The sequence below is a fragment of the Serratia bockelmannii genome (genome assembly GCF_008011855.1).
Lineage (GTDB): Bacteria > Pseudomonadota > Gammaproteobacteria > Enterobacterales > Enterobacteriaceae > Serratia > Serratia bockelmannii.
On sequence record NZ_VOUX01000033.1, the window covers coordinates 946,429 to 972,033 of the forward strand.

Below are 25,605 nucleotides of genomic sequence, written 5' to 3' on the forward strand. Positions count from 1 at the left end.
ACTCCTCGTTTTGGGCTTTGCCTCAACTCTAGCCCTGCCCCGAGGCGGCGTAAATGACGTTTACCGATCAATTTACGCCAAATTGCGCGCATGAAAGCGTTCGCGGTATTCGCTCGGGGTCAGCTGCAGTTTGCGTTCAAACACCCGCCGCAGGTTAAGGCCGTTGCCAAAGCCGGTGGCCAGGGCGATCTGCTCGATGCCTTGCGCACTCTGCTCCAGGCGCTGCCTGGCGGTATGCAACCGGCCTTCTTCGACGAATTTGGCGGGAGAAATGCCCGTCTCGCGGGTGAATACGCGGGTAAAGTTGCGCGGGCTCATCGCCACGCGTTCGGCCAACCGATCGACGCTGAGATCGTCGGCGAGGTTTTCCAGGATCCAGGACTGCAGGTCGCGGATCGGGCCCGGCGATTTGGCCTGGTTGAGCGGGTAGCGGCTGAACTGCGCCTGCCCGCCGGGGCGGCGCAGAAACATCACCAGATCCTGCGCCACTTCGCGCGCCTGCACGAAGCCGTAATCATCCTCCACCAGCGCCAGCGTCAGATCGAAGCCGGAACTGACGCCGCCGGAGGTCCAAATCGGCCCGTCCTGCACGTAGATCGGGCCGTTTTCAACCTGCACCCGCGGGAAGCGCGCCTGCAGCGTTTCCGCCAGCCGCCAGTGAGTGGTCGCCCGCCGCCCGTCCAGCAACCCGGCCTCGGCCAGCAGCAGAGCCCCGCCGCAAACCGAAGCGATACGGCGCGTCTGCGGCGCCGCGCGGCGCAGCCAATCCGCCACCAGGGCGCCCTCTTCTTCGGTTGCCCCCTTGCCGGCAACAATGACGGTATCGCGCGGCAGGGCCGGATCGAGATCCGTCAGGCGATGATCGGCCAACAGGCTCAGCCCGGACAGGCCGTGCACCACCCGATGGGATTGCGTGGTGGCGACCGCGATCTGATACAGCGGCGTCTCGGCAGGGCTCAGACGGTTAGCCTGCATCAGAATATCGGCGATGCCCGCCGCTTCGAACAGCATGCCCCCTTCAGGGACGATAATCAGGAATGTGTGCATGGCAAAAATAGAGAAAACAGTCAAAACAGGCCAGACAACCACTGTATAAGAAAAGCGCCACGGGTTCACCCTGCAGGCATAAAAAAGCCCGCCGATAACCTCGACGGGCCAGGAAGGAATAACCATTCAAACCTGCGGCAAGCTCACCCCGCCAGCGCGCGCCAATTGCGCCAACAGCGCCGTTTGAAACGCCTCGTCGTGTACCGCCGCGTGGGGTTCGAGGCGCTGCTGATGGTGCCAATAACCGCCGGACGCCAGAGCCTGCGGTTCATCGCTGCTCACCAGCCACGCCTGCGTCACATGCCCCAGCGCCAGATCGTCGGGCGCGTCCGCGCCGCCCATTTTTGTCGGCACCCAACCGGGATCGACCGCGCTGCTGATCACGTCAGGCCACAGGCGCGCCACGGCGGCGGCCAGCGCGGTGACGAACAGTTTGCTGTCCGAATAAGAGCCTGCGGCGCCGCCAAGCCAATCCACGCCGTTCAGTTCCGCCACGCCGTCAAAGTGCATACTGCTGCTCAGATAGACGATACGCTTGGGGCGTTCGATCAGGGCCGTCAGCAGGTAGGCCGCTATGACGTTCACCGGCATCACCTGCGGTCCGGTAAACATACCGGCATTGTGGATCACCGCGTCCGGGCGACCGAGGCGATTGACCTGCTCGGCGAGCTGCCGGATCTGCTGCACATCGGACAGATCGCCGATCGTCGCCTGTGCACCGCGATCCAGCAGATCGCGCACCGCGTCCAGACGGCCGGGCTCACGCGCATGCAGAATCACCTGATGCCCTTCGTCCAACAGCGTTTGCGCGGCGGCGCGGCCCAGCCCGTCCACCGAGCCGGTAATGAAAATGCGTGACATGCAGCTCCTCCGTTTAGCGCCAGCCGAGCGCCGGCGCGACATGGGTTAAAATCGATTCGATAACGTGGGCGTTGTAATCCACGCCCAGTTGGTTAGGCACGGTCAGCAGCAAGGTATCCGCTTCGGCGATGGCCTCGTCCTGCGCCAGCTGTTCGATCAACGCGTCAGGTTCTGCGGCGTAACTGCGGCCAAAGATCGCCCGGGTTTGCGCATCGATATACCCCAGTTGGTCGCCTTCCTTACCGCTGCCGCCGAAGTAGTTGCGATCCCGCTGATCCACCAGCGCGAAGATGCTACGGCTCACGGAAACCCGCGGCTCATGCGTGTGGCCGGCCTCTTGCCAGGCGGCGCGGTAGGCGCGGATCTGCTTGGCTTGCTGGATGTGGAAGGGTTCGCCGGTCTCGTCGTTCTTGAGCGTCGAGCTTTGCAGGTGCATGCCGAGCTTCGCCGCCCAGACGGCGGTGGCATTGGAGCCGGCGCCCCACCAGATGCGGTCGCGCAGCCCGGCGGAAAACGGTTCCGGCCGCAGCAGCCCGGGCGGATTCGGGAACATCGGCTGCGGATTGGGCTCGGCGAACCCTTCGCCGCGCAGCGCTTCCAGGAACACTTCGGTATGGCGGCGGGCCATGTCCGCATCGGTTTCGCCGTCGGCCGGGGCATAGCCGAAATAGCGCCAGCCGTCGATCACCTGCTCCGGCGAGCCGCGGCTGATGCCGAGCTGCAGCCGCCCGCCGGCGATCAGATCCGCCGCGCCAGCGTCCTCCACCATGTACAGCGGATTTTCATAGCGCATGTCGATCACGCCGGTGCCGATCTCGATGCGTTGGGTTTTGGCGCCGATGGCGGCCAACAGCGGGAACGGCGATCCCAGCTGGCGCGCGAAGTGATGCACGCGAAAATAGGCGCCGTCCGCCCCCAGATCTTCGGCGGCGACCGCCAGATCGATGGACTGCAGCAGCGCATCCGCCGCGGAACGGGTGCCGGACTGGGCGGAAGGCGACCAGTGGCCAAACGAGAGAAAACCAATCTTTTTCATCGGGCATCATCCTCAGAGGCAAAACATGAGCCTACAGTGACAAAAACCGCGCGCCTTGCGCCAGCAAAATCACCCTCGATCGCACTAAACGAACCGATTGCCGCCGCACCGCCCGGCGATTGTAATCAAAAAACAAATGTCGTATAACAAGCAGCTCCGAGGGGTGTCCTGTTACGGGCTGAGATGGCGCAAGCCGAACCCTTTGAACCTGATCTGGGTCATGCCAGCGAAGGGACGGTTAGGCAACAACGCTCTCACCCGTTGCCTGTTCATACCCCAGCGTGCCCGGATCTCCACTGACTCAAGGAGGTCCCATGTCCATCACTACCCTGTTCGAAAGCGGTCTTTACGGCCGGCTGCGCCACCATGCCGGCAGCCACTGGCAAGATTACGTCGATCATCCATTTCTGCAGCAGCTGGCCGCCGGCACCTTGCCTGAACGCGCTTTTCGCCGCTACCTGACCCAGGACTATCTGTTTCTGCTGCACTTCGCCCGCGCCTACGCGCTGCTGGTCAGCAAGCTGCGCACCCTGCCGGAGATGCGCGCCGCCACCGCCTCGCTCAACGGCATCGTCGCCGAACTGCCGTTGCACGTGGCCTACTGCGCCGAATGGGGGCTGAGCGAAGCGCAGATCGCCGCCCAGCCGGAAGCGTCGGAAACCATGAACTACACCCGCTACGTGCTGGATATCGGCCATGCCGGCGACGCCCTCGATCTGCTGGCCGGCCTGCTGCCCTGCGTGGCCGGCTATGCCGAAATCGGCCTGCGGCTGCTGCACGATCCCGCCACTCAGATGGAGGGCAATCCTTACGCCTCCTGGATCCGCAACTACGGCGACGAGGGCTATCTGGCCGGCGTGCGTGCCGCCATCGAACTGCTGGAAACCGTCGGCCACCAGCGCGGCGCACAAGGCCGCTTCACCGAGCTGGCGCAGATTTTCACCACCGCCACCCAGCTGGAATCGGCATTTTGGCAGATGGGGCTGAACGCCTCATGACCTCCCCGCTTCTCCCACCCGGCATCCAGGTGCGGGATCTCAGCCTGCGTTTCGGTCAGCAAATCGTCTTCGACCGGCTGAGCTTCGACATCGCCGGCGGCAGCTTCGTCGCCCTGCTCGGCGCCAGCGGCGCCGGCAAAACCAGCCTGCTGAAGATCATCGCCGGCCTGGCGCAGGCCAGTTCGGGCACGGTGACCGGCAGCGACGGTTTGCCGATCGCCGGGCGCATCGCCTACATGGGGCAAAAAGACCTGCTCTACCCGTGGCTGACCGTCGAAGAGAACGTCGCCCTCGGCTCGCGGCTGCGCGGCGAAGTGGCGGATCGGGCGTGGGTGGCGCATCTGCTCGAACGCGTAGGCCTGGCCGCGCATGGCCGCAGCCTGCCCGCCGCGCTGTCCGGCGGCATGCGCCAGCGCGCCGCCATCGCCCGCACGCTCTACGAACGCCAGCCGATCGTGCTGATGGACGAACCCTTCTCCGCATTGGACGCCATTACCCGCGCCGAGATCCAAAGCCTGGCCGCCGAGCTGCTGGCGCAAAATACCGTACTGCTGATCACCCACGATCCGATGGAGGCCTGCCGCCTGAGCCACCGGCTGCTGGTACTGTCGCCCTGGCCGCTGGGCCTCGACGATACCCACCGTATCAGCGGGCAACCGCCGCGCGCGCCGGATGACGCCGACCTGCTGAAAAGCCAGGCCGAGCTGCTGCAACAGCTGGTGAGGGCCGCGCAATGAAGATTGCCGAAGAGCGTGGCCTCACCCGCCTGCGGCGTGGGCTGACGGTGTTTGCCGGCCTGCTGCTGCTGTGGTGGCTGGCGGCGCAAAGCGGCATTCCGGCCTTTCTGCTGCCCACGCCGGGCGCGGTGGCGCAGGCGCTGTGGGACGGGCGCGGCTATCTCGCCTGGCACACGCTGGTCACGGCTTCGGAGATCGTCAGCGGGCTGGTGCTGGGCGTGCTGCTCGGCGCGGCGCTGGCGCTGTGCATGATCTTCTCGCCGCGGCTGCAGCGCTGGCTGATGCCACTGGTGCTCACCAGCCAGGCGATACCGGTGTTCGCCCTGGCGCCACTGCTGGTGCTGTGGTTCGGCTTCGGCATGAGCGCCAAGGTGGCGATGGCGGTGCTGGTGATTTTCTTCCCGGTGGTGTCGGCCTTTTTCGACGGGCTGCGCCGGGTCAACAACGACTATCTCGATCTGGCGCGCACGATGCGCGCTTCGCGCTGGGCGCAGCTGCGGCACGTGCGGCTGATGGCGGCGCTACCGGCCTTCGGCTCCGGCCTGCGCATGGCCGCCGCCGTCGCGCCGATCGGCGCCATCATCGGCGAATGGGTCGGCTCGGCCGAAGGGCTGGGCTACGTGATGCTGAACGCCAACGCGCGCATGCAGACCGACGTCTGCTTCGCCGCGCTGTTTATTTTGGTGCTGATGACCGTGCTGCTGTGGGCCGCGGTGGATGCGCTGCTGCGGCGCCTGATCGCCTGGGCGCCGGAAAACGACTGATGATTGCAACCATAACCAGGGATAAAGGAACGACCATGATCAAACAAACCGTTTGCGGGCTGCTGCTCGGCGCCGCCCTCACCGGCCAGGCCGGCGCGGCCGACAAGCTGACGCTGGTGCTCGACTGGTACATCAACCCCGATCACGCGCCAATTATGGTGGCCGAGCAGATCGGCGCCTTCAAGGCCGCAGGGTTGGACGTCAAGATCGTGCCGCCGTCCGATCCGGCGCTGCCGCCGCGGCTGGTGGCCGCCAAACAGGCCGACCTCGCCATCACCTATCAGCCGCAGCTGCACTTCTTCGCCGATCAGGGCCTGCCGCTGATGCGCGTCGGCACGCTGATCAACACGCCGTTGAATACGGTGATCGCGCTGGACAAAAACATCACGTCGCCGGCGGATCTCAAGGGCAAAACGGTGGGCTACTCGGTCAGCGGCATCGAACAGGCGACGCTGGCCACCATGGTCGAACACGAGCACCTCAAGCCGCAGGACATCAAGCTCATCAACGTCAACTTCCAGCTGACCAGCGCCCTGCTGGCGGGCCAGGTCGATGCGGTGATCGGCGGCTACCGCAATATCGAAGCGCTGGAGCTGAAGCTGCAGGGCAAAAAGCCGGTGGTGTTTAACGTCGAAGACTACGGCGTGCCGGCCTACGACGAGCTGATCATCGTCGCCAACCGCGATGCGGTGAACGAGCCGAAAATCCGCAAATTCCTCGCCGCACTGAAGCAAGGCAGCGACTACCTGCATGCACACCCGCAGGACACCTGGCTGGCGTTCGCCAAGGCGCACCCGGAGCTGAATACCGAGCTGAACAAACAGGCGTGGCAAGCCAGCCTGCCGCTGTTCGCCCGCGATCCGGCCAAGTTGGATCGCGCGCGCTACCAGGCTTACGAACAGTTCCTGCTCGACAACAAGCTGATCAAGAAAATCACCCCGGTGGAACAGTACGCGGTGGAGCTCGACTGATCACGCCGAGGCGGCCGGCGGCGCCACCGTCACCTCGCCCTGGCCGCTGCGCTGCAAGGCCGCCTTCACCAGCCCGTTGGCCTTGCAGCGTTCGATAAACGCGTTCACGTAGGCGGCGCCCTGCGTTTTTTGCCGCGGCACCGCCATCGCCTGGTGGATGGCGGTGAAATGCCCGTCCAGCACCCGGTAGCCGGGATGGGCGGCCGCAGCGGCCAGCAGCGGTTGACGCACGCCGGCCGCCGCCTCCAGCCCCCGTTCGAAAAACAGCGCGATCGCCTCGGCGGAGGTTGCCACCCGCACCAGCTGCGCCTGCTGCAGCGTGCGCGATAAAAACAGATCGTACGCCGCCCCCTGGCCGACCGCGATGCGCACCTCCGGCCGGTCGAGCTGCGCCACCTCAAAGTAAGGCGCGTCGTTCGCCACCAGGTAAGTCCCCTCGATGATCACATAGGGTTCGCTGAAGGCGATTTGCGCCGCACGCACCGGCTCGATAGCCATAAAAGCCAGGTTCCAGGCGCCGCTGTCCAGGTCGGCAAACACCTTGCCCGCCGCGTCATAGGTGACCAGCTCGAGCGCCACGCCCAGCTCCTGGGCCAGCGCGGCGGCCAGCTCCACCGAAGCGCCTTGCGGTTTACCGCCGGCCCCGGCCTGTGCCAGCACCGGATTGCCGTAGTTGATCGCCGCGCGCAACACGCCTTGCGGGGCCAGATCGTCGAGTACCGCGGCGGGAATCGTCTGCATACTTCCTCCTGTGAAAGGCTGATGGGCGCACCGTCGTGGCGCTCATTAAGCGTAGAGCGAAACCTCCGACCAGCAAGCTTTCGCCGCCGAGGCCGCCGTCGGCGTGATTAACGTCACACTATTGTCATAAAAATGTACAATAGCCGCCGTTCGTCGGCCGTAGCGGGAGATCGCGCGTTGTTCCGCCGCCGGCAATAGGCTATACCCTTCACTTTTCGCGCCGCGGCACGGTCGGCGGCGCAGACCAGGGCAGCAACGTTTTTTCAATCAGACAGGGTTTGGCGGATGGTTTTAGCAGTCGTTTCGTTTGTTCTCTTCTTGGCGTCGATTTTGATTTATCGCACCCGGGCCGCCGCCAACCGCTGGTGGTTCGCCATTTTGCTGACGCTGCTCGGCAGCTATCTGGTGCTGAACGTTATTCTGATCGCCAGCAACTACTTTACCGGCGACGGCATCACCGACGCGGTGATTTACACCGTCACCAGCAGCCTCAAAGGCGCGGGCATCAGCAAATACGTGCTGCCGTTCATCGGCCTGCTGGCGGCGTTGGGGCTTATCTTCGCGGTGCTGGCCCGCAGCCTGCTGCGCCGCAAAGCCAAAGGCAGCAGCGTGGCCTACAGTATCGTCGCCGTGCTGCTGGCGCTGTTTTCGGTCGGCACCACCCCGGCATTTCAGGACATCTCGCTGCTGGTCAAGAGCCAGATCGTCGGCGATACCGCCGATTTCACCACTTACTACAAAGCGCCGAAAAAAACCGTGCAGGGCAAACGGCCGAACCTGGTGTACATCTATGCCGAGAGCCTGGAGCGCACCTACTTCGATACCGAGCTGTTTCCCGGCCTGGCCGATGAGCTGAACGCCCTGCGCGCGGACAGCATCGATTTCAGCAACACCCAACAGCTGCCGGGCACCGGTTACACCATCGCCGGCATGGTCGCCTCACAGTGCGGCATTCCGCTGTTCGCGCCCTTCGACGGCAACGCCTCCAGCGCGGTCTCCACCTTCTACCCGGAGAACGTCTGCCTGGGCGACGTGCTGAAGGCCGCCGGCTACAGCAACTATTTCTATCAGGGCGCCGAGCTGGCGTTCGCCGGTAAAGACACCTTCCTGAAATCCCACGGCTTCGACCACGTTTACGGCTTCAAAGAGCTGCGCGAACAGGTCGCCGATCCGAGCTACAAAAACGACTGGGGCTGGTACGACGACAGCGTGCTGGACGTGGTGTACGGCAAGTTCGTCGAGCTGTCCAAACAGCGCCAACCGTTCTCGCTGTTTACCCTGACCGTCGATACCCATCACCCGGACGGCTTTATCTCCGCCGGCTGCAGCAAGAAAAGCTACGCCTGGCAGAACAAGGAAAACCGCTCGCTGAGCGCGGTGGCCTGCAGCCAGCAACACATCGCCGCGCTGATCGACAAAATCAAACGCTCGCCCTATTTCAGCAACACCGTGATCGTGGTCTCCTCCGATCATCTGGCGATGAACAACACCGCCTACGACATCCTGACCAAACAGAAGCGCCGCAACCTGTTCTTCATCATCGACGGCACCCGGCCGCAGGCGGAGCAGCGCAACGAGAAGCGCAGCACGCTGGACAACGGCGCCACGGTGCTGGACGTGATGGGCGGCGACAACTACATCGGCCTCGGCCGCAGCAGCCTGTCGGCGCCGTCGCTGTCTACGGTGTTCCTGAATATCGAAGAGAAAATTAACGGCTGGAAACCGGCGGTGATCAACCAGTGGGGCCTGCCGAACCGCATCAGCGACTACAGCGTGGACACGCGCCAACGCAGCTTCAGCTTCTCCGGCGTCACTTACAAGGTGCCGTTCATCCTGCGGGTGGGCGACAACCGCATCGAACCGATGTTCAACGTCTACCTCTCCACCCCGCTGCGCAAACAGCTGGCCGGGCTGGGCGCGGGGGAGAAATTCGTCTGGGTCGATAAATGCTACGAGATCGGCCGGGTCTGGGCGCCGCAGCTGGCGCTGAGCACCGACATCTGCGTGGCCTCCGGCACCCTGGCCTCGCCGCCGCAGATCGCGCAGGCCAGCGGCGAACGCTTCAACGGCAAGGTGAACTTCACCGGCCCGGCGACGGACAGCGTCGCCGATTACCAAAACGCCGTCGCTCGCCTGCAGGTGGACGATGCGGCGGTGAAATACCGGGCGGACGCCATCGAGTTCATGCTGCCCGGCCTGCCGGAGCAGGTGAAGGCCATTACCGGCGTTTCCGCCGTCGAGGAGTGGGGCCGCTGGTCCGACGCCAACCTGGCGCCGGCGGTCGACATCGATTACGTCGACCCGCTGCCGAAGACCTTTGATCTGGTGCTGCGCGCCCGCGCCTACGGCAACAACGTCGGCGAACCAATTTCGGTGCGCGTCGGCGACGAAGAGCGCTTCGTGTCGCTCGGCGAGCAGGACAGCACCGTCACCCTGCGCTTCGACAACCCGCGCGGCGCGCAGAAGATCAGCATTACCCCGCCGGCACCGACCGAGCCGAAAGAGAGCGCCAGCGGCGGCTTCACGCCGAAGAAGCTGGGCATCGGCCTGGTATCGCTGAAGGTCGAAGCGGCCGCTCCCGCCTCCTGATCCCCCCGCCTTCACGGGCGCGGTAATTTCTTTGCCGTGCCCGTCATTTCGACCAAGCTTTTACGCCCTGCTTCGGCTAACCTGTGACGGTGAAATGCCGCCAATCCCGCCCCAGAGCCGGGACATCGAAGGAGAAAGTATGAGCTATGCCCCACCTCGCAGCGGCCTCAGCGCCGATCAGGCACTCGATCAACTGGAAGCCCTGTATGACGCCGCGGTAGACGCGCTGCGGCAGGCGGTCAGTGACTTTATCAGCCACGGCACCCTGCCGGACCCGCAGGCGCGCACCGCCGGGCTGTTCGTGTATCCCGAGCTGCGCGTCAGCTGGGACGGGCAGCAGTCCGGCCCGAACAAAACCCGCGCCTTCGGCCGCTTTACCCATCCCGGCAGCTACAGCACCACCGTGACCCGGCCGCAGCTGTTCCGCCACTATCTGGCCGAACAGCTGGCGATGCTGGAACACGACTACGCCGCCCATATTGAAGTGGCGCCGTCGCAGCAGGAGATCCCGTTCCCTTATGTGATCGACGGGTCCAGCCTGGCGCTCGATCGCTCAATGAGCGCCGGTATCGCGCAGCATTTCCCCACCACCGAGCTGGCGCAGATCGGTGACGAGACCGCCGACGGTCTGTATCACACCACCGACAACCATTTCCCGCTGTCGCATTTCGATGCGCTGCGCGCGGATTTCTCGCTGGCGCGTCTGCGGCACTACACCGGCACCCCGGTGGAGCATTTCCAGCCGTTCGTGCTGTTCACCAACTACACCCGCTATGTGGACGAGTTCGTGCGCTGGGCCTGCGCGCAGATCGCCGATCCGGCCAGCCCGTACATCGCGCTCTCCAGCGCCGGCGGCACCTACATCACGCCGGAAACCAGCGCGCCCGAACAGGCGGTGTCCGATCTGGCGTGGAAAAACCACCAGATGCCGGCCTATCACCTGATCTCGCGCACCGGCCAGGGCATCACGCTGATCAACATCGGCGTCGGCCCGTCCAACGCCAAAACCATTTGCGATCATCTGGCGGTGCTGCGCCCGAGCGCCTGGCTGATGATCGGCCACTGCGGCGGCCTGCGCGAAAGCCAGAAGATCGGCGATTACGTGCTGGCCCACGCCTATCTGCGCGACGATCACGTACTGGATGCGGTGCTGCCGCCGGATATCCCGATCCCGAGCATCGCCGAGGTGCAGCGCGCCCTGTACGACGCCACCAAGATGGTCAGCGGCATGCCCGGTGAAGAGGTCAAACAGCGTTTGCGCACCGGCACGGTGGTCACCACCGACGATCGCAACTGGGAGCTGCGTTACTCCGCTTCGGCGCGGCGCTTCAACCTCAGCCGCGCGGTGGCGGTCGACATGGAGAGCTCCACCATCGCCGCTCAGGGTTACCGCTTCCGGGTGCCGTACGGCACGCTGCTGTGCGTCTCCGACAAACCGCTGCACGGTGAAATAAAACTGCCGGGCCAGGCCAACCGCTTCTACGAAGGGGCGATCTCCGAGCACCTGCAGATTGGCATCTGCGCCATCGATCTGCTGCGCGCTGAGGGCGATCGTCTGCACTCGCGCAAGCTGCGCACCTTCAACGAACCGCCGTTCCGGTAACGGTGCTCAGGCCCGCTGCGGCGGGCCGTTTTTTCCTCAACGCACCAGCGCCAGTGCGCGTTTTTCCTGGCTGCGGCCGCCGGCGATCGACAGCAGCAGATCTTTGACCAGCAGCGCCGGGGCGGACAGCGCCTGTTGACCCGACATGCACAACGCCAGCGGCACCGACATCGTCGGCGCATTGATGCGTGCCATCCAGGCCTTGGCCGGGCCGATCATCGCGCGCGCCACCGATTCCGGCAGCACGGTCGCCCCCAGCCCGCTGGCGATCGCGGCGCTCAACGCACCCGAGGATTCGATCTCCCCCACCACGTTGGCAGCCAGCTTGCGCAGCGCCATCGCCTCCTCCAGCTGGTTGCGCACCGCATCGCCCTCGCGCGGCAGGAACAGGTTCAGCCGCGCCACGTCCAGCAGCTCGACGCTGTTGCCGGGATGCGGCACCGCGCGCGTCGCCACCAGATAGAGATCTTCCCGCATCAACGCGATGGCGTGCAGCCCAGCGGGCATTTTGGCGCCGTAGACCATCGCCATGTCCAGCGTCTGGTTAGCCACCTGTCCGGTGAGCGTCGTGCCGCCGTTTTCATGCAGGCTGAGCAGGATACCCGGCTGCTGATCGCGCAGAGTCTGCAGCAACGGCAGCGCCAGCTGCGCCGCGGTGCTGCCTGACGCCAACCCGAGAGACACCTGGCCGCTCATCGCCTGTCCGGCGCTGTTAACCGCGCTCTGCGCCTGCTCGCACTGGCGCAGAATGGTCTGCGCGTGGGCATACAGAATGTTGCCGGCCTCGGTCGGCTGCACCCCGCGCTTGGTGCGGATCAGCAGCTGTTGCTTCAGCTCTCCTTCCAGCGTCGCCAGCTGCTGGCTGAGCGCCGGCTGGGCGATGTGCAACACCTCCGCCGCCTGAGTCAGGCTGCCGATATCGACGATTTTCACGAAGTACTTCAGACGTCTGAAATTCATAGTGCCTCCAGCGAGCCGCTAAATTGAGAATGCCGAAATCCGGTCATGCAATCACAGCAAGATCCAGGCCAGAGTCGGTAAACGGCCGTGGAAGCGGGGTACAAGGCGGTAAATGGCCGTTCGCCGGGCGGCGCGCGCCACCGCGCAGGGCAACCGTTGCACCATCGGCAGGCAAATGCGCCAAACAACGGGCAACCCGGCGGCGCTGCGCGCGGGATAAGCGACAAAAGCGAGAAAAAGCAGCAGGTTGGGCAATCTTGCAGCAAACGAACGCATCGGACGTCTTCACGCTTTACAAGCCGCAACCGCCCCGCTATTATTCGCCCCGTTCAAACGATTCCTCTGTAGTTCAGTCGGTAGAACGGCGGACTGTTAATCCGTATGTCACTGGTTCGAGTCCAGTCAGAGGAGCCATATTTAGAGAAGCCCGCTCAGGGAAACCCGAGCGGGCTTTTTGCTATTCGGCACGGCGCGAGTCAGATATTTTCGGCGTTGCCGCCGTGCAAGTGGTGCCGAGTGCAGAACCCCAGGGCAAAGCAGAGAATAAAGACCAAAAAATACAGCACATCCGCCATAACCAGCACCGCATGTACGCCTAAGTGCGCCACAAATGGCCCGGTGACCACAAAGGTCAACATGGTGCCGACTGTTCCACTGGTCAGAATGAAATTCACCAGCTTGGGTGAGGAAACCCTCGTTTCGCACTGGGATATCACTCCCCGGGAGAATACCGACGCCTGCGGGCATTGTTAACTCAAGATACAAAAGCTGTCTGGAGATAGCGGGTCAAGATCACCTTCTGTATTAATGCCCAGAGCGAGGAATACGGCTTTGTTAATCACGCTGCCAGCCTGACGAACCCTCGCCACGATACAGTCAAGATAAACAATGGGATACAGTACATCAAGAGGCCTACTTTACCACTTTGTCACCTGTTCTTTAACTGCATCGGTGACTTTAGATATCAGCGTGGGAGACACGTCCGTATCGTACATTTCCTTGAACGTGGCGACGATTTCGCGGGAGGTCGTGCCTTTGGCGTAGAGGGACCAAATCTGGATGTCCATCTGCGTAATACGCGTCTGGTAACTGAGGTTCAAAGGTATTTTCACGGTCACGCGGGGTGCTCAGCTCGCTCTCGCCATCATCACTCAGCAGCGTTTTAACGAGTAGCCATTGCGGGTCTTTGAGCTTTTTGGGCGCGTTTTTCTCGTGTCCGAGGTGCTCGCTCACTTCTGCATTGAGCGCCGTTTCGACGGTAAGCTTTGTCAGCATCCGGAAAAACTGGTTTAGGTCGGCTTCGGTTTTAAGGCCTTTGGCCAGTTCAGCAGCCAGCACTTTGAGTTTATTTTCATCCATAATTTGCCTGTCTCCGTTGTGGGAATGAACATATCAAAAACAGGCAGATACACAATTTAAATTACAGTCTCTATTCGCACGGTTTTGGCCGAGAAATTCTACGGCGACTGAGTGGTATTATATTTCATCTTCTTGCTCCACGCCTATACCCTTAGGTTTTACAGAGTAAATTTATCGCATAGCACATACCCCCCCCTTTAATACTATATCCTTTGAGCATTCAAATATAGCCAATAAACGGATGAACTCGCTTTTGTCTGACGGGGTGAAAATAGCTTAAATATGAATTACCCGGTGTAGCCTCCACCGTTAAAGATGTACATAACCCTTTAACTGTCTCAAGCGTAATTTGCCATAGAAATATTGATCTCGCATTAGATATCCGAGTAATTTCCATTGATGCAACGACAAAGGGATCTTTCGATTTTTTTTGGTATGTAGACACCCAGCGATTAAGCCTTGTGTTTTTCAACTCGTCACTCAAAAGATCGTAGTCGAACGTAACATAGTATTCAGTTGGATAAGCATCCGAAAGCCCATCATACATAAACATCTGAACAATATTATATGCATAGCCATTGATCCGACTCGTTGCGTGTTTTCTCCATATTGGCATTTGCCTGCTAAGACCCCAGTCTTTTTCAATAAAACCAGCCAAATAAATAATCTTATTAGCAGACTGGAAATCAAGAATACCTTTATTGTTGGTCGTGATCCACGACTCAAGGCCATAAGGTCGTGGATAGGGGCAGCCGTTTTCCTGTAAAAATTCGTGACCTGATTCAGGGTGTAAAAGAGGTGGAATTGGTGATTGCCACATTGAGCGCCAGAGCAGCGTAGAAAAATTCAGAGGTGTCAGCTCAGCACGAGCAATGACTCTGCCAGCAACAGCACGGAGATGTTGTGCACTATATACTGCTAGAAGTTGATAACGTGGGTCAGATGTTAGCATAGCATAAATATCCATCACTACAGTCGTATAGTTACGATAATAGTACATGCTCTAAAATTACAATACCATAGTATATATTGTGTAACGTAACGACAGGTACCGATTCATGAACGCTCTGGCCTGTTTTCCGTTATCTTTGCAAAAACGGATGGCCTGTTGCCCAGGCTGGCGAAAGTTGCGATATATGGCAATACGTAGATATAATCATACAACATCAATGTGCTATGACATGGAGTGTTCACTTTGAAAAAATCAATGTTGTTCTGTTTGCCGATTATTTATTCATGCAATGTATATGCAAATGAAAACCTCTGCTCTGAAAAAACATCAGCCAACAACGCCTTTAACAATGCCATCTTGGCTCAAGAGTGGTCAGCTAAGAAAACGCCTAAAAAAATCAGCATGCGTATAACCAGCAAGGATGACTATATCTCGGCTGATTCCCAGGTAGAATTTGATGACTGCGGTACCCTGCTGCATTCACGCGCTAAAAAAACCGTCAGGTCACAAATTAACAAGAGTATTTTAGTGATCCAGTTCAGCAGCACGCTTGATAAAAACCATAACAACTGGGATTACAGCTCAACATTTAACATGTCTATGATTGAGAATGGCAATGCCCGCCATGAGCTGATGGCGCAAGAAATCAGCGGCACCGTGCTCACCGGTGACGGTGGCCGAATCGTCCGATCGGAAGAGGCATCCGACCTGCTCATCAAGCAAAAGCACCAGTCAAGCAAGGCGGTAACAACATTTTTAGCCGATGACGCCGGGAGGCTGTCCGAGGCAAAACGCGTTAGTACGCTGGGCAATGACAGTGGCAACACCGCCTATAGTTATGACGCTAAAAACCGTTTAACAAGAACACTATCAGGTACAACCACCGGAGATTTTACTTATGATAACGACGATAGAGAGTTAACCAGCAAAGAAGTGATGAAGTCCTTCACCACAGAAACGACCACGACCACCTGTAAAAGCTGGGATAAGTTTGGAAGATGCATTAATGCTCAGCAAAACATTTCAATTTTAATTAAAGACGTGAAGAAAAACCGGGATAACGTCTACAACCACGTTGCAGAAATAAAATATGACTATGTTTACTAGATTGTTATCGGGGGAATAATTTCCCCCGATAACATGCGGCATAGTTCAAGACGCAGAAACTATCCCGGCGGCGGCAAACCGTTCCCTCAAAAGCTGCGTTTCGCCACCAGATAGGCGCCCGCCACCAGCAGCAAGGCGCCGAACAGCGCCGGCAGATTCTCGCGCAGCGCCGCCGGGCCGGCGCGGTAGACGTCCACCAGCAGCCCCATGCACAGCTGGCTGGCGACCAGGATCGAGATGGTGGCCGCCGCCCCCAGTTTTTGGTAGCCCAGGATACCGGCGAACACGAACAGCGATCCCAACAGCCCCGGCAGCAGCATCCACCACCTGGCGGCGCCGGTCACTTCCGCCACCGCGCCGAGGCCGTTTTTGGCCAGCAGCAACCCCACCAGCAGCAGCAAACCGACGCTGGAGTTGATCACCAGCGTGATAAGGATGGTCGAGACGCTTTCGGTAATGCGCACCATCAGCAGATTCTGCACCACCAGCCCCATTCCCGCCGCGATCAGCAGCAATAGCATATTCATCGCCCTGCCTCCCGGGATCAGCGCGCCGGCGGCTCCGCCCGCTCGTCGAGCGTCAGCTGCAGGAAAGTCAGATCCAGCCATTGGCCAAATTTGGCACCCACCTGCTCCATGCGCCCCACCTCGCGGAACCCGAGCGCCAGGTGCAGCTGAATGGAGGCCTGATTGCCGGATTCGATGCCGGCCACCATCACATGCTTGCCGATCTCCCGCGCCCGTGCGATCAGGGCGATCAACAGCGCTTTGCCAATCCCTTCACCGCGATGCGCCTGATGGACATACACCGAGTGTTCTACGGTATGGCGATAGCCGTCCCAGGCGCGCCAGTCACCGAACGACGCGTAGCCGATCGCCTCGTCCGCGCCGTTCACCGCCACCAGCACCGGGTAGCCCGCCGCCTGCCGTTCGCCGATCCACGCCGCGCGATTGGCCGCATCCACCGTTTGTTCATTCCAGATGGCGGTGCTGTTCAACACCGCGTCGTTATAGATGGCGGCAATCGCCGCGCTATCGTTAAGCGTCGCATTTCGTATAATCATGGTTTACCCCGGCCAATTGTCCATTATAATACTACGATATGAATATTAAATTAGACAATCTAAATCAGCTGATCGGCGCACGCATTCGCATTGAACGCGAGGCGCGCCACTGGTCGCTGTCCGATCTGGCCGAGCAGGCGGGCGTTTCACGGGCGATGGTTCATAAGATCGAGCGCGGCGAGAGCAGCCCGACGGCGATGCTGCTGGCCAGGCTGGCGGGGGCGTTCGGCCTCAGCATGTCCAAGCTGATCGCCCGGGCGGAAACGCAGGAAGGCCGGCTGCTACGCCGGGAAGATCAACCGGTCTGGGTCGATCCGGAGAGCGGCTACGTGCGGCGCCACGTTTCGCCGCGCACCGATCTGCCGCTCGATCTGGTGCGTATCGAACTGCCGGCCGGCGCGACGATCCCTATGCCGGCTTCGGTGTATGCCTTCAAGCGCCAGCTGATCTGGGTCTTATCCGGTGAGTTGGTCTTTGTGGAAGGTGACGCGCGCCATGACATGGCCGAGGGAGACTGCCTGGAGCTCGGCCCGCCGGCGGACTGCCGCTTTGAAAACCAGAGCGACCAACCGTGCGTGTATATGGTGGCGGTGCTGAGCGCCGCCTGACACCCCGCCCGCGCTAGCCCTGCGTCGGCCGGTTATAGCCGGCGCGGAAAAACTTCGCCGCCAGCCGGCTGTCGCCGCCGGAAAAGAACTCGCTCATCGGCTCACTGCCGAGGCCATAGGCGCGGCTCAGCTGCCCGGCCTCGAACGCCGCCCGGTTTTCGTCGCCGCAGCGCTGCGCCAAATGGTGCGCATAACCGAGCACAAAGCCGCGCTTGTAGTCGGAGCAAAAGCGCGACAGCTCCGTCTCCGGCTTCAGGCTCTCTGCCTTTAACCCCGCCAACAACCCTTTGCCAAAATGATCTCCCACGGGTTCCTCCTCATTACGCAATCGCTATATAACAAAATATACAGCGAATAAGCGAACGCGAACATACTCCCAAAGTTTTACTCGCCGCATAAAAAGGCCCGCAAAGCGGGCCTCGGCGAGAACGCGGGCAATCACAGCGTGAAATTCAGCCCTTCGCTGACGGTCTTGCCCAGCGGCAGGCGGCCCGACGGCGCCTCTTTTTCCTGCAGGAAATCCGGCAGGCGGGCTTTGTCGCCCGGTTTGCCGATCGCCACCATGGCGTGCACCGCATAGTCGTCCGGCAGCTGCAACGCCGCTTTGATCTTGTCGTGGTGAATGCCGCTCATGCAGTGGGTCAGCCAGCCTTTCAGGTGCGCCTGATGCGCCAGGTTGGCCCAGGCGGCGCCGGTGTCGAACGCGTGGGTCGGGTTGTCCACCAGCCGCTCGCCGTTCAGGCTGGTGGTTTTGGAGACGATCACCACCAGCGCCGAGGCGTGCTGCGCCCAGCCGCGGTTGAAGTCGATCAGGAACTCCAGGTAGTTCTCCCAGCTGTCGGAGCCGTGCTTGCTGTAGGCAAAGCGCCACGGCTGAATGTTGTAGGCCGAAGGCGACCAGCGCGCCGCTTCAAAGAAGCTCAGCAGCGTTTGATCGTCGATGGCGTCGTTGGTCATCGCGCGCGGCGACCAGCGCTCGATAAATTGCGCGTCAATCGGGTAATCGGAGGTTCTTGGCTGGCTCATGATAGGTTCTCGCAGTGAAGTAAAAACAAAAGTTCGCTGATATTCCCACAGCTTAGGACGGTAAAACTTTTATTTCGTGCCATTGCCTTGCGGCAGTTCCTGCTGCAGCCAGGCGAGAAACGCCCTGACCGGCGGGTGCCGCTCGCGTCCCGGCGCGCACAACACGCTGTACGCGGCACCCGGAACGCGCACCTCCGGCCGGTACGCCACCAGCAGACCGTTGTCCACCATCTCGGACACCATCACCGAGCTGGCGAGCACCAACCCCTGCCCGGCCACCGCCGCCTGCAGGGCGTAATGTTCCTCGTGATAGCTGCGCATCGCCGCATGGCGCTGCCACCAGTCCACGCCGGCGGCCCGGCACCAGTCATGCCAACCGCTGTCGTACAGCGCAGAATCCCCCCACTTCACGGTGATCAGCACCGGATTTTCCGGTTCGGCGGCAGCCAGCCCCGGCGCGGCGTAAACGCCAAAGCTCTCCTCCAGCCGCGCCGTCTGATGCAGCGAGGGATAGTGTGCGCGGCTGTAGCGCACCGCCACATCCACGCTGGCGTCCTGCTGCAGATCGATCACCTCGGCGCAGGCCTCCAGGCGCACCAGATAGTGCGGGTACGCCTGGTAGAAACGCCCCAGGCGCGGCACCAACCACAGCGCCGCGAACGAGTGCGTCACCGAGACGCACAGCGAGCCGCTGCTGGGCTGCGGTCGCAGGCCTTCGAGCGTGGCGGCGACGTCCAGCAGCGCGCCGTGCACCCCGGCGAACAGCGTTTCTCCCTTCGCCGTCAGCCGCACGCCGCGCGGCACTCGCTCGAACAGCGCAAACCCCAACTGCTGCTCGAGCGCTTTGATCTGGTGCGAGATCGCCGTCGGCGTCACCGCCAGCTCGGCCGCCGCCAGCTTGAAGCTGCGCAGGCGAGCGGCGGATTCAAAGGTGCGTAATGCGTTGACGGGCAGCGTGGCGAACATGGCGAAATCCCTCTAGGTGAGTTTAATTCATCCTGGCAGAAAAGCCGTCATTTGTCGCCTGCCGTCACTTGTTTCTAAAGTAGGGTTGAATTCACTTCATACCGAGGAACATGACATGAATACAACTCATCAATCCAAACGTCTGGTTGTGCTGGTCGGCAGCCCGCGCCGTGACGGCAACAGCGCCACGCTGGCGCAGGCGATCCTGGTGGGCGCCGCCGAAGCCGGCACCGTCGCCAGCCTGCATTTTCTCGATGATTACCTGAGCGGTTTTCTGAGCGATGAACGCCATACGCCGCCGCCGGGCGATCGCTACGCCGAGCTGTTCCTGGAGCACTTCCTGCCGGCCGACGGCGCGGTATTTTGCACGCCGATTTACTGGTACGGCATGTCGGCGCAAACCAAGGCCTTTTTCGATCGCTCGTTCAGCTTCTATTCCAACGCCTACCCTCAGGCGGAACAGGTGCACCAACGCATGAGCGGCAAACGCATCGGGCTGGCGGTGGCGTCGGAAGAAACTTATCCTGGCGCGGCGCTGGGCATCGTGCATCAGATCCAGGAGTTCAGCCGTTACACCCATTCCGCCTTCGTCGGGCTGGTGCACGGCGCCGGCAACCAGCGCGGTGAGATCGCCCGCGATCCGCGCAACCCGCTGCAGGCCGCCCGCGAGTTGGGGCGCGAGTTCTTCACCCGCCCCTACTCGGATTATCAGATGGACAGCCCGCGCAGCACGCAGGTTTGGACGGAATAGCCACGGCCTCAACCGCCACTGCCGATTTGCCAGATAAAGGTCGGCGTATGGCGGTTAATTTCCCAGTCACCGATATTGCGCGCCTTGTAGATCACCGGATTATGTGAAGAGAGCGTGCGCGCATTGCGCCAGTGGCGATCCAACGCCTTGCCGGTACGGGTATCTGAAGCGCCGAGCGCATTGAACAATTCACCGGCGGCGCGCTGCACCCACTCCCCGGCGATGACCTGCGCCCTGGCGGCGTCCAGTTCCGCCGTCACGTTAAGCGCCTGCAGCAGCGCTTCATCGCCGGATCGATGCGCCTCGTAAGCCTGCTGCAGCGAGGAAGTCGCTTTTAGCACCGTCGCCTCAACCGCATAGGCCCAGGCGCTGATTTGCCCCACCACCTGCTGGATCTGCACGTCGTCCTTCACCCAACCGGCGTTGCCGTGGCTATAGATCCTTTTACGTTGCCTCACGCCCTCGCCGACGTCTCGCAGCACCGCGCGACCGATCCCCGCCAGCGTCGCCAACAACACATGCTGATAGAACGCAGTTTGGTAGCGGAAGCGCTCGGCAAAGTCATAGACGTGCGCCTGCTCGACCCGCGCATCAATAAAACGCGTGGTGCCGCTGCCGGTAGTGCGTTGGCCAAATCCGTCCCAGTCGTCGTCGCGCTCTACGCCCGGCTGGGCGACGTTCACCAAAGCGATCACCGGGCCGCCGCTGTCGCTGCGCTCGGCATACACGTCGATCCAATCGGCAAACAGACTGCCGGTGCTGTAAAATTTCTCGCCGTTGAGCGACCAGCCGTCAGCCTGCGGCGTTACCCGGGTATTGACCTGCCCCAGCTTCACGCCGCCGATCTCGGTCCAACCGCTGCCGACCAGCTCGCCGTCGAGAAAGCGTTCGAACCAGCGATCGCGCTCCGGGCCGTCCGGCGCGTTCAGCCGATCTTCCACGAAGGCGAAATGCGCCCGCAGCGCCTGCGGCAGGTTAGAGTCCGCCTCCGCCAGTTCGGCCAGCAGTTCGAACAGCTGCGGCAACGAAGCGCCGTCGCCGCCCTTTTCACGCGGGAGGCGCACCCTGCCGAACCCCGCCTCTTTCAGCCAACGGATCGGTTCATGCGGCAGCGTGCGCGACAGCTCTCGCTCCACCGCCCCGGCGGCGATTTCGGCGAAGATCGGCCGAAAACGCGCGGCCAGCTGTGCGTAGTCTGCTCCGGTGGATAACAGGTGTTGCGTCATGTCAGTGTCCTCTGTGGTTAAGCGCGATCGGCCAGATCGTCGATATCGTGCGCCGTCGGTTCAAAGCGAATGATCAGCAGGAAGACGACGGGGATCGCCGCCGCCAGTGAAACAATCCAAAACATGTCGGTGCCGAAGCGCGCCTGCAAAATCGGCAGAATAAACAGCGCCAGCGCGCTGCCGATACCGGACAGCGAACGGCCGAAACCGACGCCGGTGGCGCGGATCGCCGTCGGGTAAGAGAGCGCCGGATAAATCATCATCTGCGCGCCGGGGCCGAATCCTTCAGCGAACAGCCATAGGCCCAACATCAGGATCGCCAGCCCAACGCCGAACGCCGCCTGCGGATGTCCGATCAACGCCAGGGCAATCAGCGCGATAAACTGCAGCGCGAATCCGGCGATCGCCACGTGGCGCGACGGATACTTCCATGCCAGATGCATGCCGAGCAGGCCACCGGTAAAAGCGAACAGCACGTTCAGCCCGAGCGAAGCGGAGATAGTTTCAAACACCCCGGCGCCGAGAAACTGCGCCAGAATCGACGGCAGAAAGAAGGCGATGGCGGTGTATTCAAAGGAAATGCAAACGTTCATCACGCTGGCGACCAGCGTGCGCTCGCGGTACGGCTTGCGGAACAGCACGCGGAAGCTGACCTTCGGCGGCGCCGCCGGTTGGGCGGCGTCAGGTTCCGCCTCATGGGCGGCAATGCCGTATGACTCGCGCAGGATGCGCGCCGCCTCTTTCAGATCGCCCTGGTTAGCGGCCCACAGCGGCGACTCGTTCATAAACTTGCTGCGCACCATGATGATCAGCAACGCCGGCACGGCGCCGAAAATCAACGAGGCGCGCCACAGCCAGTTCGCATATTCGGCCGGTAATAGAAAATAGAGCGCAAAGATGATCAGAAAACACACCGACGAAGCGGCGTACCACCTCGGGCACCAGGCCGCCAGGCGCGACGCCTTGTTGGCCTTGCCGGTGAATTTGGAGAATTCGGCCAGATAGGCCATAGCCACCGGCAAATCAATGCCGACGCCGATACCCATCAAAAAGCGTGCGCCGATCAGCACCCAGACGTTGGGCGCCAGCCCGGCGGCGATGGCGGAAACCACAAAAAACAGCATATCGGCCATAAACACCTGATAGCGGCCGTACTTATCGGTCAACCAGCCGCCGACCAGGTTGCCGAGAATGGTCCCGACCATGATCGAAGAAGTTACCACCCCGGTCAGCAGCGGGCTGAGGCTGAATTCACGCACCACGTCATCGATGCCGTAAGACAGCGTGGTCAGGTCATAGGCATCGAGAAAAACACCGCCCAGCGCCAACAGCACGATCATGCGCGCATGGGTATTTTTCTCGCTGCGCTGGTTAATCAAACGCGCCACATCGCTGGCCGAGCCGATGGGCGCAGATAACGGCGGCGCGGTATCGATATTTAAGGTACTCATAGCTTCCTCGTTGTAATTGGCAGGTGACACCTCGTTTATAGGGTGAAAAAATTACGCCGACAAACAACAATTTCTTCTATAAATATCATTAATATCAATAAATTAAACACAGTTACAGCATAACAAAAACGCCGGATTAACGCGCGTTAATCCGGTCTTTATCACGGTCATTTCGGGCGGGGATTATTCTGCCGAGACCGGCACCAGCACGCCTTTCACCAGCGGGTCGTCGGTGCTTTTCAGCCACGCCTGCAACCTGGGATCGGCAAACGCCCGCTGCAGCTTGCGAATATTTTCGTCCTGCAGATAGGGCGTGCCAATCACCAGCTGCGAGGCGAAGGTTTTCGGCGCCGGTGGGAACAAGATGCCCTTCTCACGCGGCACCTTGCCGGCGTCGAACTGCGACACATAGCCAATGGCCGCATCGACCGAATTCAGCGCGCGCGGCATGGTCAGCAAATCCAGCTCCTTGAAGTTAAAATGGCGTTTGTTCCCGCGAATGTCTTTCAGCCTGGCGGTGCGCGCCTCAATCGCCGGATCCAGCCCAATCAGTCCAATGCGCTGCAGCAGCCACAACGCCTGCCCCTGATTGGCGCCGTCGTTGGGCACCACGATCTCCGCGCCGTCCGGCAACTCCGCGATCGACCTATAGCGGTCGGAATAAATGCCAAACGCCCACTGAAACACCGGCAGCGTCGGGGTCAGCTTAAAACCGTTGGCATCTACCACCTGCTTTAGCCACCATTGGTGCTGGTAGATCGTGGCGGCGTACTGCCCCTGCGCCACCGCACGATCGGCCTGCACCGGATCCTGCAGGCCAACCGCCTCCAGCCTGAGGCCGTAATCCGGCGCGATATGGTCGCCGACGTACTCGATCACCCGCTGCTCTCCGGCCATCGCCGGCTCAAAGTGCACTTTCAGCGTGCTGCCGAACTGCACCGTCTGCTGCTGGCCGGCGCTGAAGTGCCAAACCGCGGCGGCGACAATCGCCACCGCCGCGATACCCACCGGCCACGGCCAGCGTTTCTTCTTCACTATCTCAAAATCGTGATTAGGCATGATTAAAAGGTTTCCTGATGATGACGCAACGCGGCGACCAGGCGGTCACCAATAAACTGAATCAGTTGAATCGTGGCGATCAGCACCACAATGGTGGCGATCATGATGTGATTGTCGAAACGCTGGTAACCGTACACCACCGCCAGATAGCCGATGCCGCCCGCGCCAATGGTGCCGGCGATGGCCGAATACTCGATCATCGAGATGACGTTCAGCGTGATGGCGGCGACGATCGCCGGCAGCGCCTCGCTGAGCTGCGCGCGTGTGACTATCTGCCAGATCGAACCGCCGGACACCAGCCCCACCGCCGTCACCTCCGGCGGCAGTTCGCGCAGCGCGTTCTCCACCAGCCGGCCAAAGAACGGAATGCCGGCGACGATCATCGGGATCACCGCCGCCGGAATGCCGATGGTGGTGCCGGTCAACCAGAAGGTGAACGGAATAATCGCCGCCATCAGCACCAGAAACGGCAGCGAACGGCCCATGTTCACTAACCAGCTTAGCGCGCGATTCAGCGCCGGACGCGGAAACAAGCCGCGCGATGAGGTATTGAACAACACCACGCCGACGGCGCCGCCGATCGCCACCACAAACAGCATCACGATGCCGACCATCAGCCAGGTTTCGCCGTAGGCCGGCAGCATCAACCGATGGATCTCGCGCCAGGGTGTGTCCTGGCTCATCACGCTGTCAGACAGATTTTTCATACCGCCTCCTGCAAGGCCGCCGGCTGTTCCAGCACCTCGGCGAGAATGCCCAACCGCCGCAGCTCGCCCTGCAGTTCAGCGACCGAACGCGAACCGCCGCCAAAACGCACCGCAATCTCTAACCGCCCGGCCAGGCTGCCGCCCACCACTTCAACGTGGCCGCCCAGCAGATCGATCTGCAGGTCGAGTTGGCGGCTGATGCGGCTGATCCAGTCGATGGCCGCCGGCTGACGGGCGGAATAGGTCACCTGCAGCCGCAACGCGGCGTCGGACGCCAGCGTCTTCAGCGGGAACAGCTGGCGGCCCAGCGAGGAATCGGGCGCCGCCAACAGCTCGCGCACCGGCCCTTGCTGCACAATCACGCCGTCGCGGATCTCGGCCACCGCGTCGGCGGCGTCGCGCACCGCATCCATCTCGTGGGTGATCAGGATGATCGACAGGCCATACCGATCGCGCAGCTGTTTAAGCAGGCTGAGAATGGCCCCGGTGGCGTCCGGATCCAGCCCGGAAGTGGCCTCATCCGCCAGCAGCACCGACGGATTCAGCGCCAGCGCGCGGGCGATGCCGACCCTTTGGCGCTGGCCGCCGGACAGTTGAGCCGGGTAAAACGCCGCCTTGTCCGCCAACCCTACCGCTGCCAGCAGGCTCTTTACCCGCTTGTCGATATCGCGCGGCACCACGCCCAGATAGGTCAACGGCAGCGCCACATTCTGCCAGGCGGTTTTACGCTGCAGCAGCGCGGAAGACTGGAACACCGTGCCTATCGCCCGCCGCTCCCTGCGCAGCGCCTCGCCCGCAAGCCGCGACAAGTCCTGGCCGTTCACCCGGATACTGCCGCTGCTCGGCCGCTCCAGCAGGCTGATGCATTTCGCCAGCGTCGATTTGCCCGCCCCGCTGGGGCCGACCACGGCGGTAATCGATCCGGCCGGCACCTGCAGCGAAACGCCCTTCAGCACCTCAATCCGTCGCCCGTCCGGCGCGCGGTAAGCCTTGTGCAATCCTTCAATCTCTATCATCGCATCC

Annotated in this window: 26 protein-coding genes, 1 tRNA gene, 2 pseudogenes and 1 riboswitch; of the genes and pseudogenes, 10 read left to right on the forward strand and 19 right to left on the reverse strand. The window is 61.6% G+C overall.

The genetic code is table 11. The features are described 5' to 3' along the window. Nucleotides 1–72: 72 nt before the first annotated feature. The 3 genes from FOT55_RS20990 to FOT55_RS21000 form a co-directional block, all read right to left on the reverse strand. Entirely contained in the window at nt 73–1,047 is a 975-nt protein-coding gene (locus tag FOT55_RS20990) for a GlxA family transcriptional regulator (protein ID WP_147823972.1), read from the reverse strand. Between the two features lie 126 nt (nt 1,048–1,173). Then, on the reverse strand, nt 1,174–1,908 hold the full coding sequence (locus tag FOT55_RS20995) for an SDR family NAD(P)-dependent oxidoreductase (RefSeq protein ID WP_147823973.1): 735 nt from the start codon (nt 1,906–1,908) through the stop codon (nt 1,174–1,176). A gap of 13 nt (nt 1,909–1,921) precedes the next feature. Next, a complete protein-coding gene (locus FOT55_RS21000; protein ID WP_025303399.1) occupies nt 1,922–2,944 on the reverse strand; it encodes an LLM class flavin-dependent oxidoreductase in 1,023 nt (340 codons plus the stop codon). A gap of 149 nt (nt 2,945–3,093) precedes the next feature. Further along, nucleotides 3,094–3,196, forward strand: a riboswitch (TPP riboswitch). Nucleotides 3,197–3,258: 62 nt separating this feature from the next. Between FOT55_RS21000 and FOT55_RS21005 the strand changes: the two genes are divergently transcribed. From FOT55_RS21005 to FOT55_RS21020, 4 genes are read left to right on the forward strand one after another with little or no spacing between them, the layout of a single operon-like run. Then, nucleotides 3,259–3,942 carry a TenA family protein gene (locus tag FOT55_RS21005; RefSeq protein WP_147823974.1) on the forward strand — a complete coding sequence of 228 codons (684 nt, stop codon included), beginning with the start codon at nt 3,259–3,261 and terminating at the stop codon, nt 3,940–3,942. After that, nucleotides 3,939–4,679, forward strand: a complete 741-nt coding sequence (locus tag FOT55_RS21010) for an ABC transporter ATP-binding protein (RefSeq protein WP_025303401.1) — start codon at nt 3,939–3,941, stop codon at nt 4,677–4,679. Before FOT55_RS21005 ends, FOT55_RS21010 begins: the two co-directional genes overlap by 4 nt. Continuing rightward, nucleotides 4,676–5,443, forward strand: a complete 768-nt coding sequence (locus tag FOT55_RS21015; protein WP_043140003.1) for an ABC transporter permease — start codon at nt 4,676–4,678, stop codon at nt 5,441–5,443. The genes FOT55_RS21010 and FOT55_RS21015 overlap by 4 nt, the downstream gene beginning before the upstream one ends. 35 nt (nt 5,444–5,478) lie before the next feature. Beyond that, complete coding sequence (locus FOT55_RS21020; RefSeq protein ID WP_147823975.1) at nt 5,479–6,414, forward strand: ABC transporter substrate-binding protein; 936 nt, start codon at nt 5,479–5,481, stop codon at nt 6,412–6,414. Here FOT55_RS21020 and FOT55_RS21025 read toward each other — a convergent pair whose 3' ends face one another. Further along, on the reverse strand, nt 6,415–7,155 hold the full coding sequence (locus FOT55_RS21025) for a transporter substrate-binding domain-containing protein (RefSeq protein WP_147823976.1): 741 nt from the start codon (nt 7,153–7,155) through the stop codon (nt 6,415–6,417). 285 nt (nt 7,156–7,440) lie between these two features. On the opposite strand from FOT55_RS21025, the gene opgB reads away from it, so the two are divergent. Together opgB and FOT55_RS21035 are read left to right on the forward strand one after the other, a co-directional pair. Further along, on the forward strand, nt 7,441–9,744 hold the full coding sequence (gene opgB, locus FOT55_RS21030) for a phosphatidylglycerol--membrane-oligosaccharide glycerophosphotransferase (RefSeq protein WP_147823977.1): 2,304 nt from the start codon (nt 7,441–7,443) through the stop codon (nt 9,742–9,744). Nucleotides 9,745–9,883: 139 nt separating this feature from the next. Continuing rightward, on the forward strand, nt 9,884–11,347 hold the full coding sequence (locus FOT55_RS21035) for an AMP nucleosidase (RefSeq protein WP_060433496.1): 1,464 nt from the start codon (nt 9,884–9,886) through the stop codon (nt 11,345–11,347). A gap of 36 nt (nt 11,348–11,383) precedes the next feature. Here FOT55_RS21035 and nac read toward each other — a convergent pair whose 3' ends face one another. Both nac and FOT55_RS21045 read right to left on the reverse strand, forming a co-directional pair. After that, a complete protein-coding gene (gene nac / locus FOT55_RS21040; RefSeq protein ID WP_043139985.1) occupies nt 11,384–12,307 on the reverse strand; it encodes a nitrogen assimilation transcriptional regulator NAC in 924 nt (307 codons plus the stop codon). 51 nt (nt 12,308–12,358) lie between these two features. Next, nucleotides 12,359–12,583, reverse strand: coding sequence for a hypothetical protein (locus FOT55_RS21045; protein WP_145957800.1), 225 nt, complete (start codon nt 12,581–12,583; stop codon nt 12,359–12,361). A gap of 62 nt (nt 12,584–12,645) precedes the next feature. Here FOT55_RS21045 and FOT55_RS21050 point away from each other — a divergent pair. After that, nucleotides 12,646–12,721 (forward strand) — tRNA-Asn (locus FOT55_RS21050). A 62-nt stretch (nt 12,722–12,783) separates the two neighbouring features. Here the strand turns inward: FOT55_RS21050 and FOT55_RS25495 are convergent. The 3 genes and pseudogenes from FOT55_RS25495 to FOT55_RS21060 form a co-directional block, all read right to left on the reverse strand. After that, a pseudogene (locus FOT55_RS25495) lies at nt 12,784–13,005 on the reverse strand (MFS transporter TsgA); the annotation flags it as partial. A 51-nt stretch (nt 13,006–13,056) separates the two neighbouring features. Continuing rightward, nucleotides 13,057–13,666 (reverse strand): annotated as a pseudogene (locus FOT55_RS21055) (transposase). 220 nt (nt 13,667–13,886) lie between these two features. Then, nucleotides 13,887–14,618, reverse strand: a complete 732-nt coding sequence (locus FOT55_RS21060; RefSeq protein ID WP_141998452.1) for a hypothetical protein — start codon at nt 14,616–14,618, stop codon at nt 13,887–13,889. Nucleotides 14,619–14,861: 243 nt separating this feature from the next. On the opposite strand from FOT55_RS21060, the gene FOT55_RS21065 reads away from it, so the two are divergent. Next, the gene (locus tag FOT55_RS21065; RefSeq protein ID WP_230201396.1) at nt 14,862–15,725 is read left to right on the forward strand and encodes a hypothetical protein; all 864 of its coding nucleotides are present in this window, start codon (nt 14,862–14,864) and stop codon (nt 15,723–15,725) included. An 86-nt stretch (nt 15,726–15,811) separates the two neighbouring features. Here the strand turns inward: FOT55_RS21065 and FOT55_RS21070 are convergent, their stop codons facing one another. Together FOT55_RS21070 and FOT55_RS21075 are read right to left on the reverse strand one after the other, a co-directional pair. Continuing rightward, a complete protein-coding gene (locus FOT55_RS21070) occupies nt 15,812–16,252 on the reverse strand; it encodes a DMT family transporter (RefSeq protein ID WP_043143187.1) in 441 nt (146 codons plus the stop codon). Between the two features lie 17 nt (nt 16,253–16,269). After that, entirely contained in the window at nt 16,270–16,788 is a 519-nt protein-coding gene (locus tag FOT55_RS21075) for a GNAT family N-acetyltransferase (RefSeq protein WP_060433500.1), read from the reverse strand. Between the two features lie 38 nt (nt 16,789–16,826). On the opposite strand from FOT55_RS21075, the gene FOT55_RS21080 reads away from it, so the two are divergent. After that, nucleotides 16,827–17,396, forward strand: a complete 570-nt coding sequence (locus tag FOT55_RS21080; protein WP_102984420.1) for a helix-turn-helix domain-containing protein — start codon at nt 16,827–16,829, stop codon at nt 17,394–17,396. A 13-nt stretch (nt 17,397–17,409) separates the two neighbouring features. On the opposite strand, the gene FOT55_RS21085 is transcribed toward FOT55_RS21080, so the two are convergent. The 3 genes from FOT55_RS21085 to FOT55_RS21095 all read right to left on the reverse strand — a co-directional run bounded on the left by FOT55_RS21085 (nt 17,410) and on the right by FOT55_RS21095 (nt 19,388). Then, entirely contained in the window at nt 17,410–17,703 is a 294-nt protein-coding gene (locus FOT55_RS21085) for a DUF2623 family protein (protein WP_147823978.1), read from the reverse strand. A 131-nt stretch (nt 17,704–17,834) separates the two neighbouring features. Continuing rightward, on the reverse strand, nt 17,835–18,422 hold the full coding sequence (locus FOT55_RS21090; protein WP_043143183.1) for a nitroreductase family protein: 588 nt from the start codon (nt 18,420–18,422) through the stop codon (nt 17,835–17,837). Between the two features lie 69 nt (nt 18,423–18,491). Beyond that, nucleotides 18,492–19,388: a LysR substrate-binding domain-containing protein gene (locus tag FOT55_RS21095; RefSeq protein ID WP_049203552.1), complete on the reverse strand. Its 897-nt coding sequence runs from the start codon at nt 19,386–19,388 to the stop codon at nt 18,492–18,494. Nucleotides 19,389–19,503: 115 nt separating this feature from the next. Here FOT55_RS21095 and FOT55_RS21100 point away from each other — a divergent pair, with 115 nt between their 5' ends. After that, nucleotides 19,504–20,139 (forward strand): flavodoxin family protein, encoded by a 636-nt coding sequence (locus tag FOT55_RS21100; protein WP_049203554.1) that lies wholly within the window; start codon nt 19,504–19,506, stop codon nt 20,137–20,139. Between the two features lie 8 nt (nt 20,140–20,147). On the opposite strand, the gene FOT55_RS21105 is transcribed toward FOT55_RS21100, so the two are convergent. From FOT55_RS21105 to FOT55_RS21125, 5 genes are all read right to left on the reverse strand, one after another. Continuing rightward, entirely contained in the window at nt 20,148–21,365 is a 1,218-nt protein-coding gene (locus FOT55_RS21105; protein WP_033639920.1) for an acyl-CoA dehydrogenase family protein, read from the reverse strand. A 17-nt stretch (nt 21,366–21,382) separates the two neighbouring features. Further along, nucleotides 21,383–22,816 (reverse strand): MFS transporter, encoded by a 1,434-nt coding sequence (locus FOT55_RS21110; RefSeq protein WP_147823979.1) that lies wholly within the window; start codon nt 22,814–22,816, stop codon nt 21,383–21,385. Nucleotides 22,817–22,999: 183 nt separating this feature from the next. Beyond that, the gene (locus FOT55_RS21115) at nt 23,000–23,875 is read right to left on the reverse strand and encodes a MetQ/NlpA family ABC transporter substrate-binding protein (protein WP_147823980.1); all 876 of its coding nucleotides are present in this window, start codon (nt 23,873–23,875) and stop codon (nt 23,000–23,002) included. Nucleotides 23,876–23,877: 2 nt separating this feature from the next. Beyond that, a complete protein-coding gene (locus FOT55_RS21120) occupies nt 23,878–24,582 on the reverse strand; it encodes a methionine ABC transporter permease (protein WP_016927110.1) in 705 nt (234 codons plus the stop codon). Further along, entirely contained in the window at nt 24,579–25,598 is a 1,020-nt protein-coding gene (locus FOT55_RS21125; protein WP_147823981.1) for a methionine ABC transporter ATP-binding protein, read from the reverse strand. The genes FOT55_RS21120 and FOT55_RS21125 overlap by 4 nt, the downstream gene beginning before the upstream one ends. Nucleotides 25,599–25,605 lie beyond the last annotated feature (7 nt).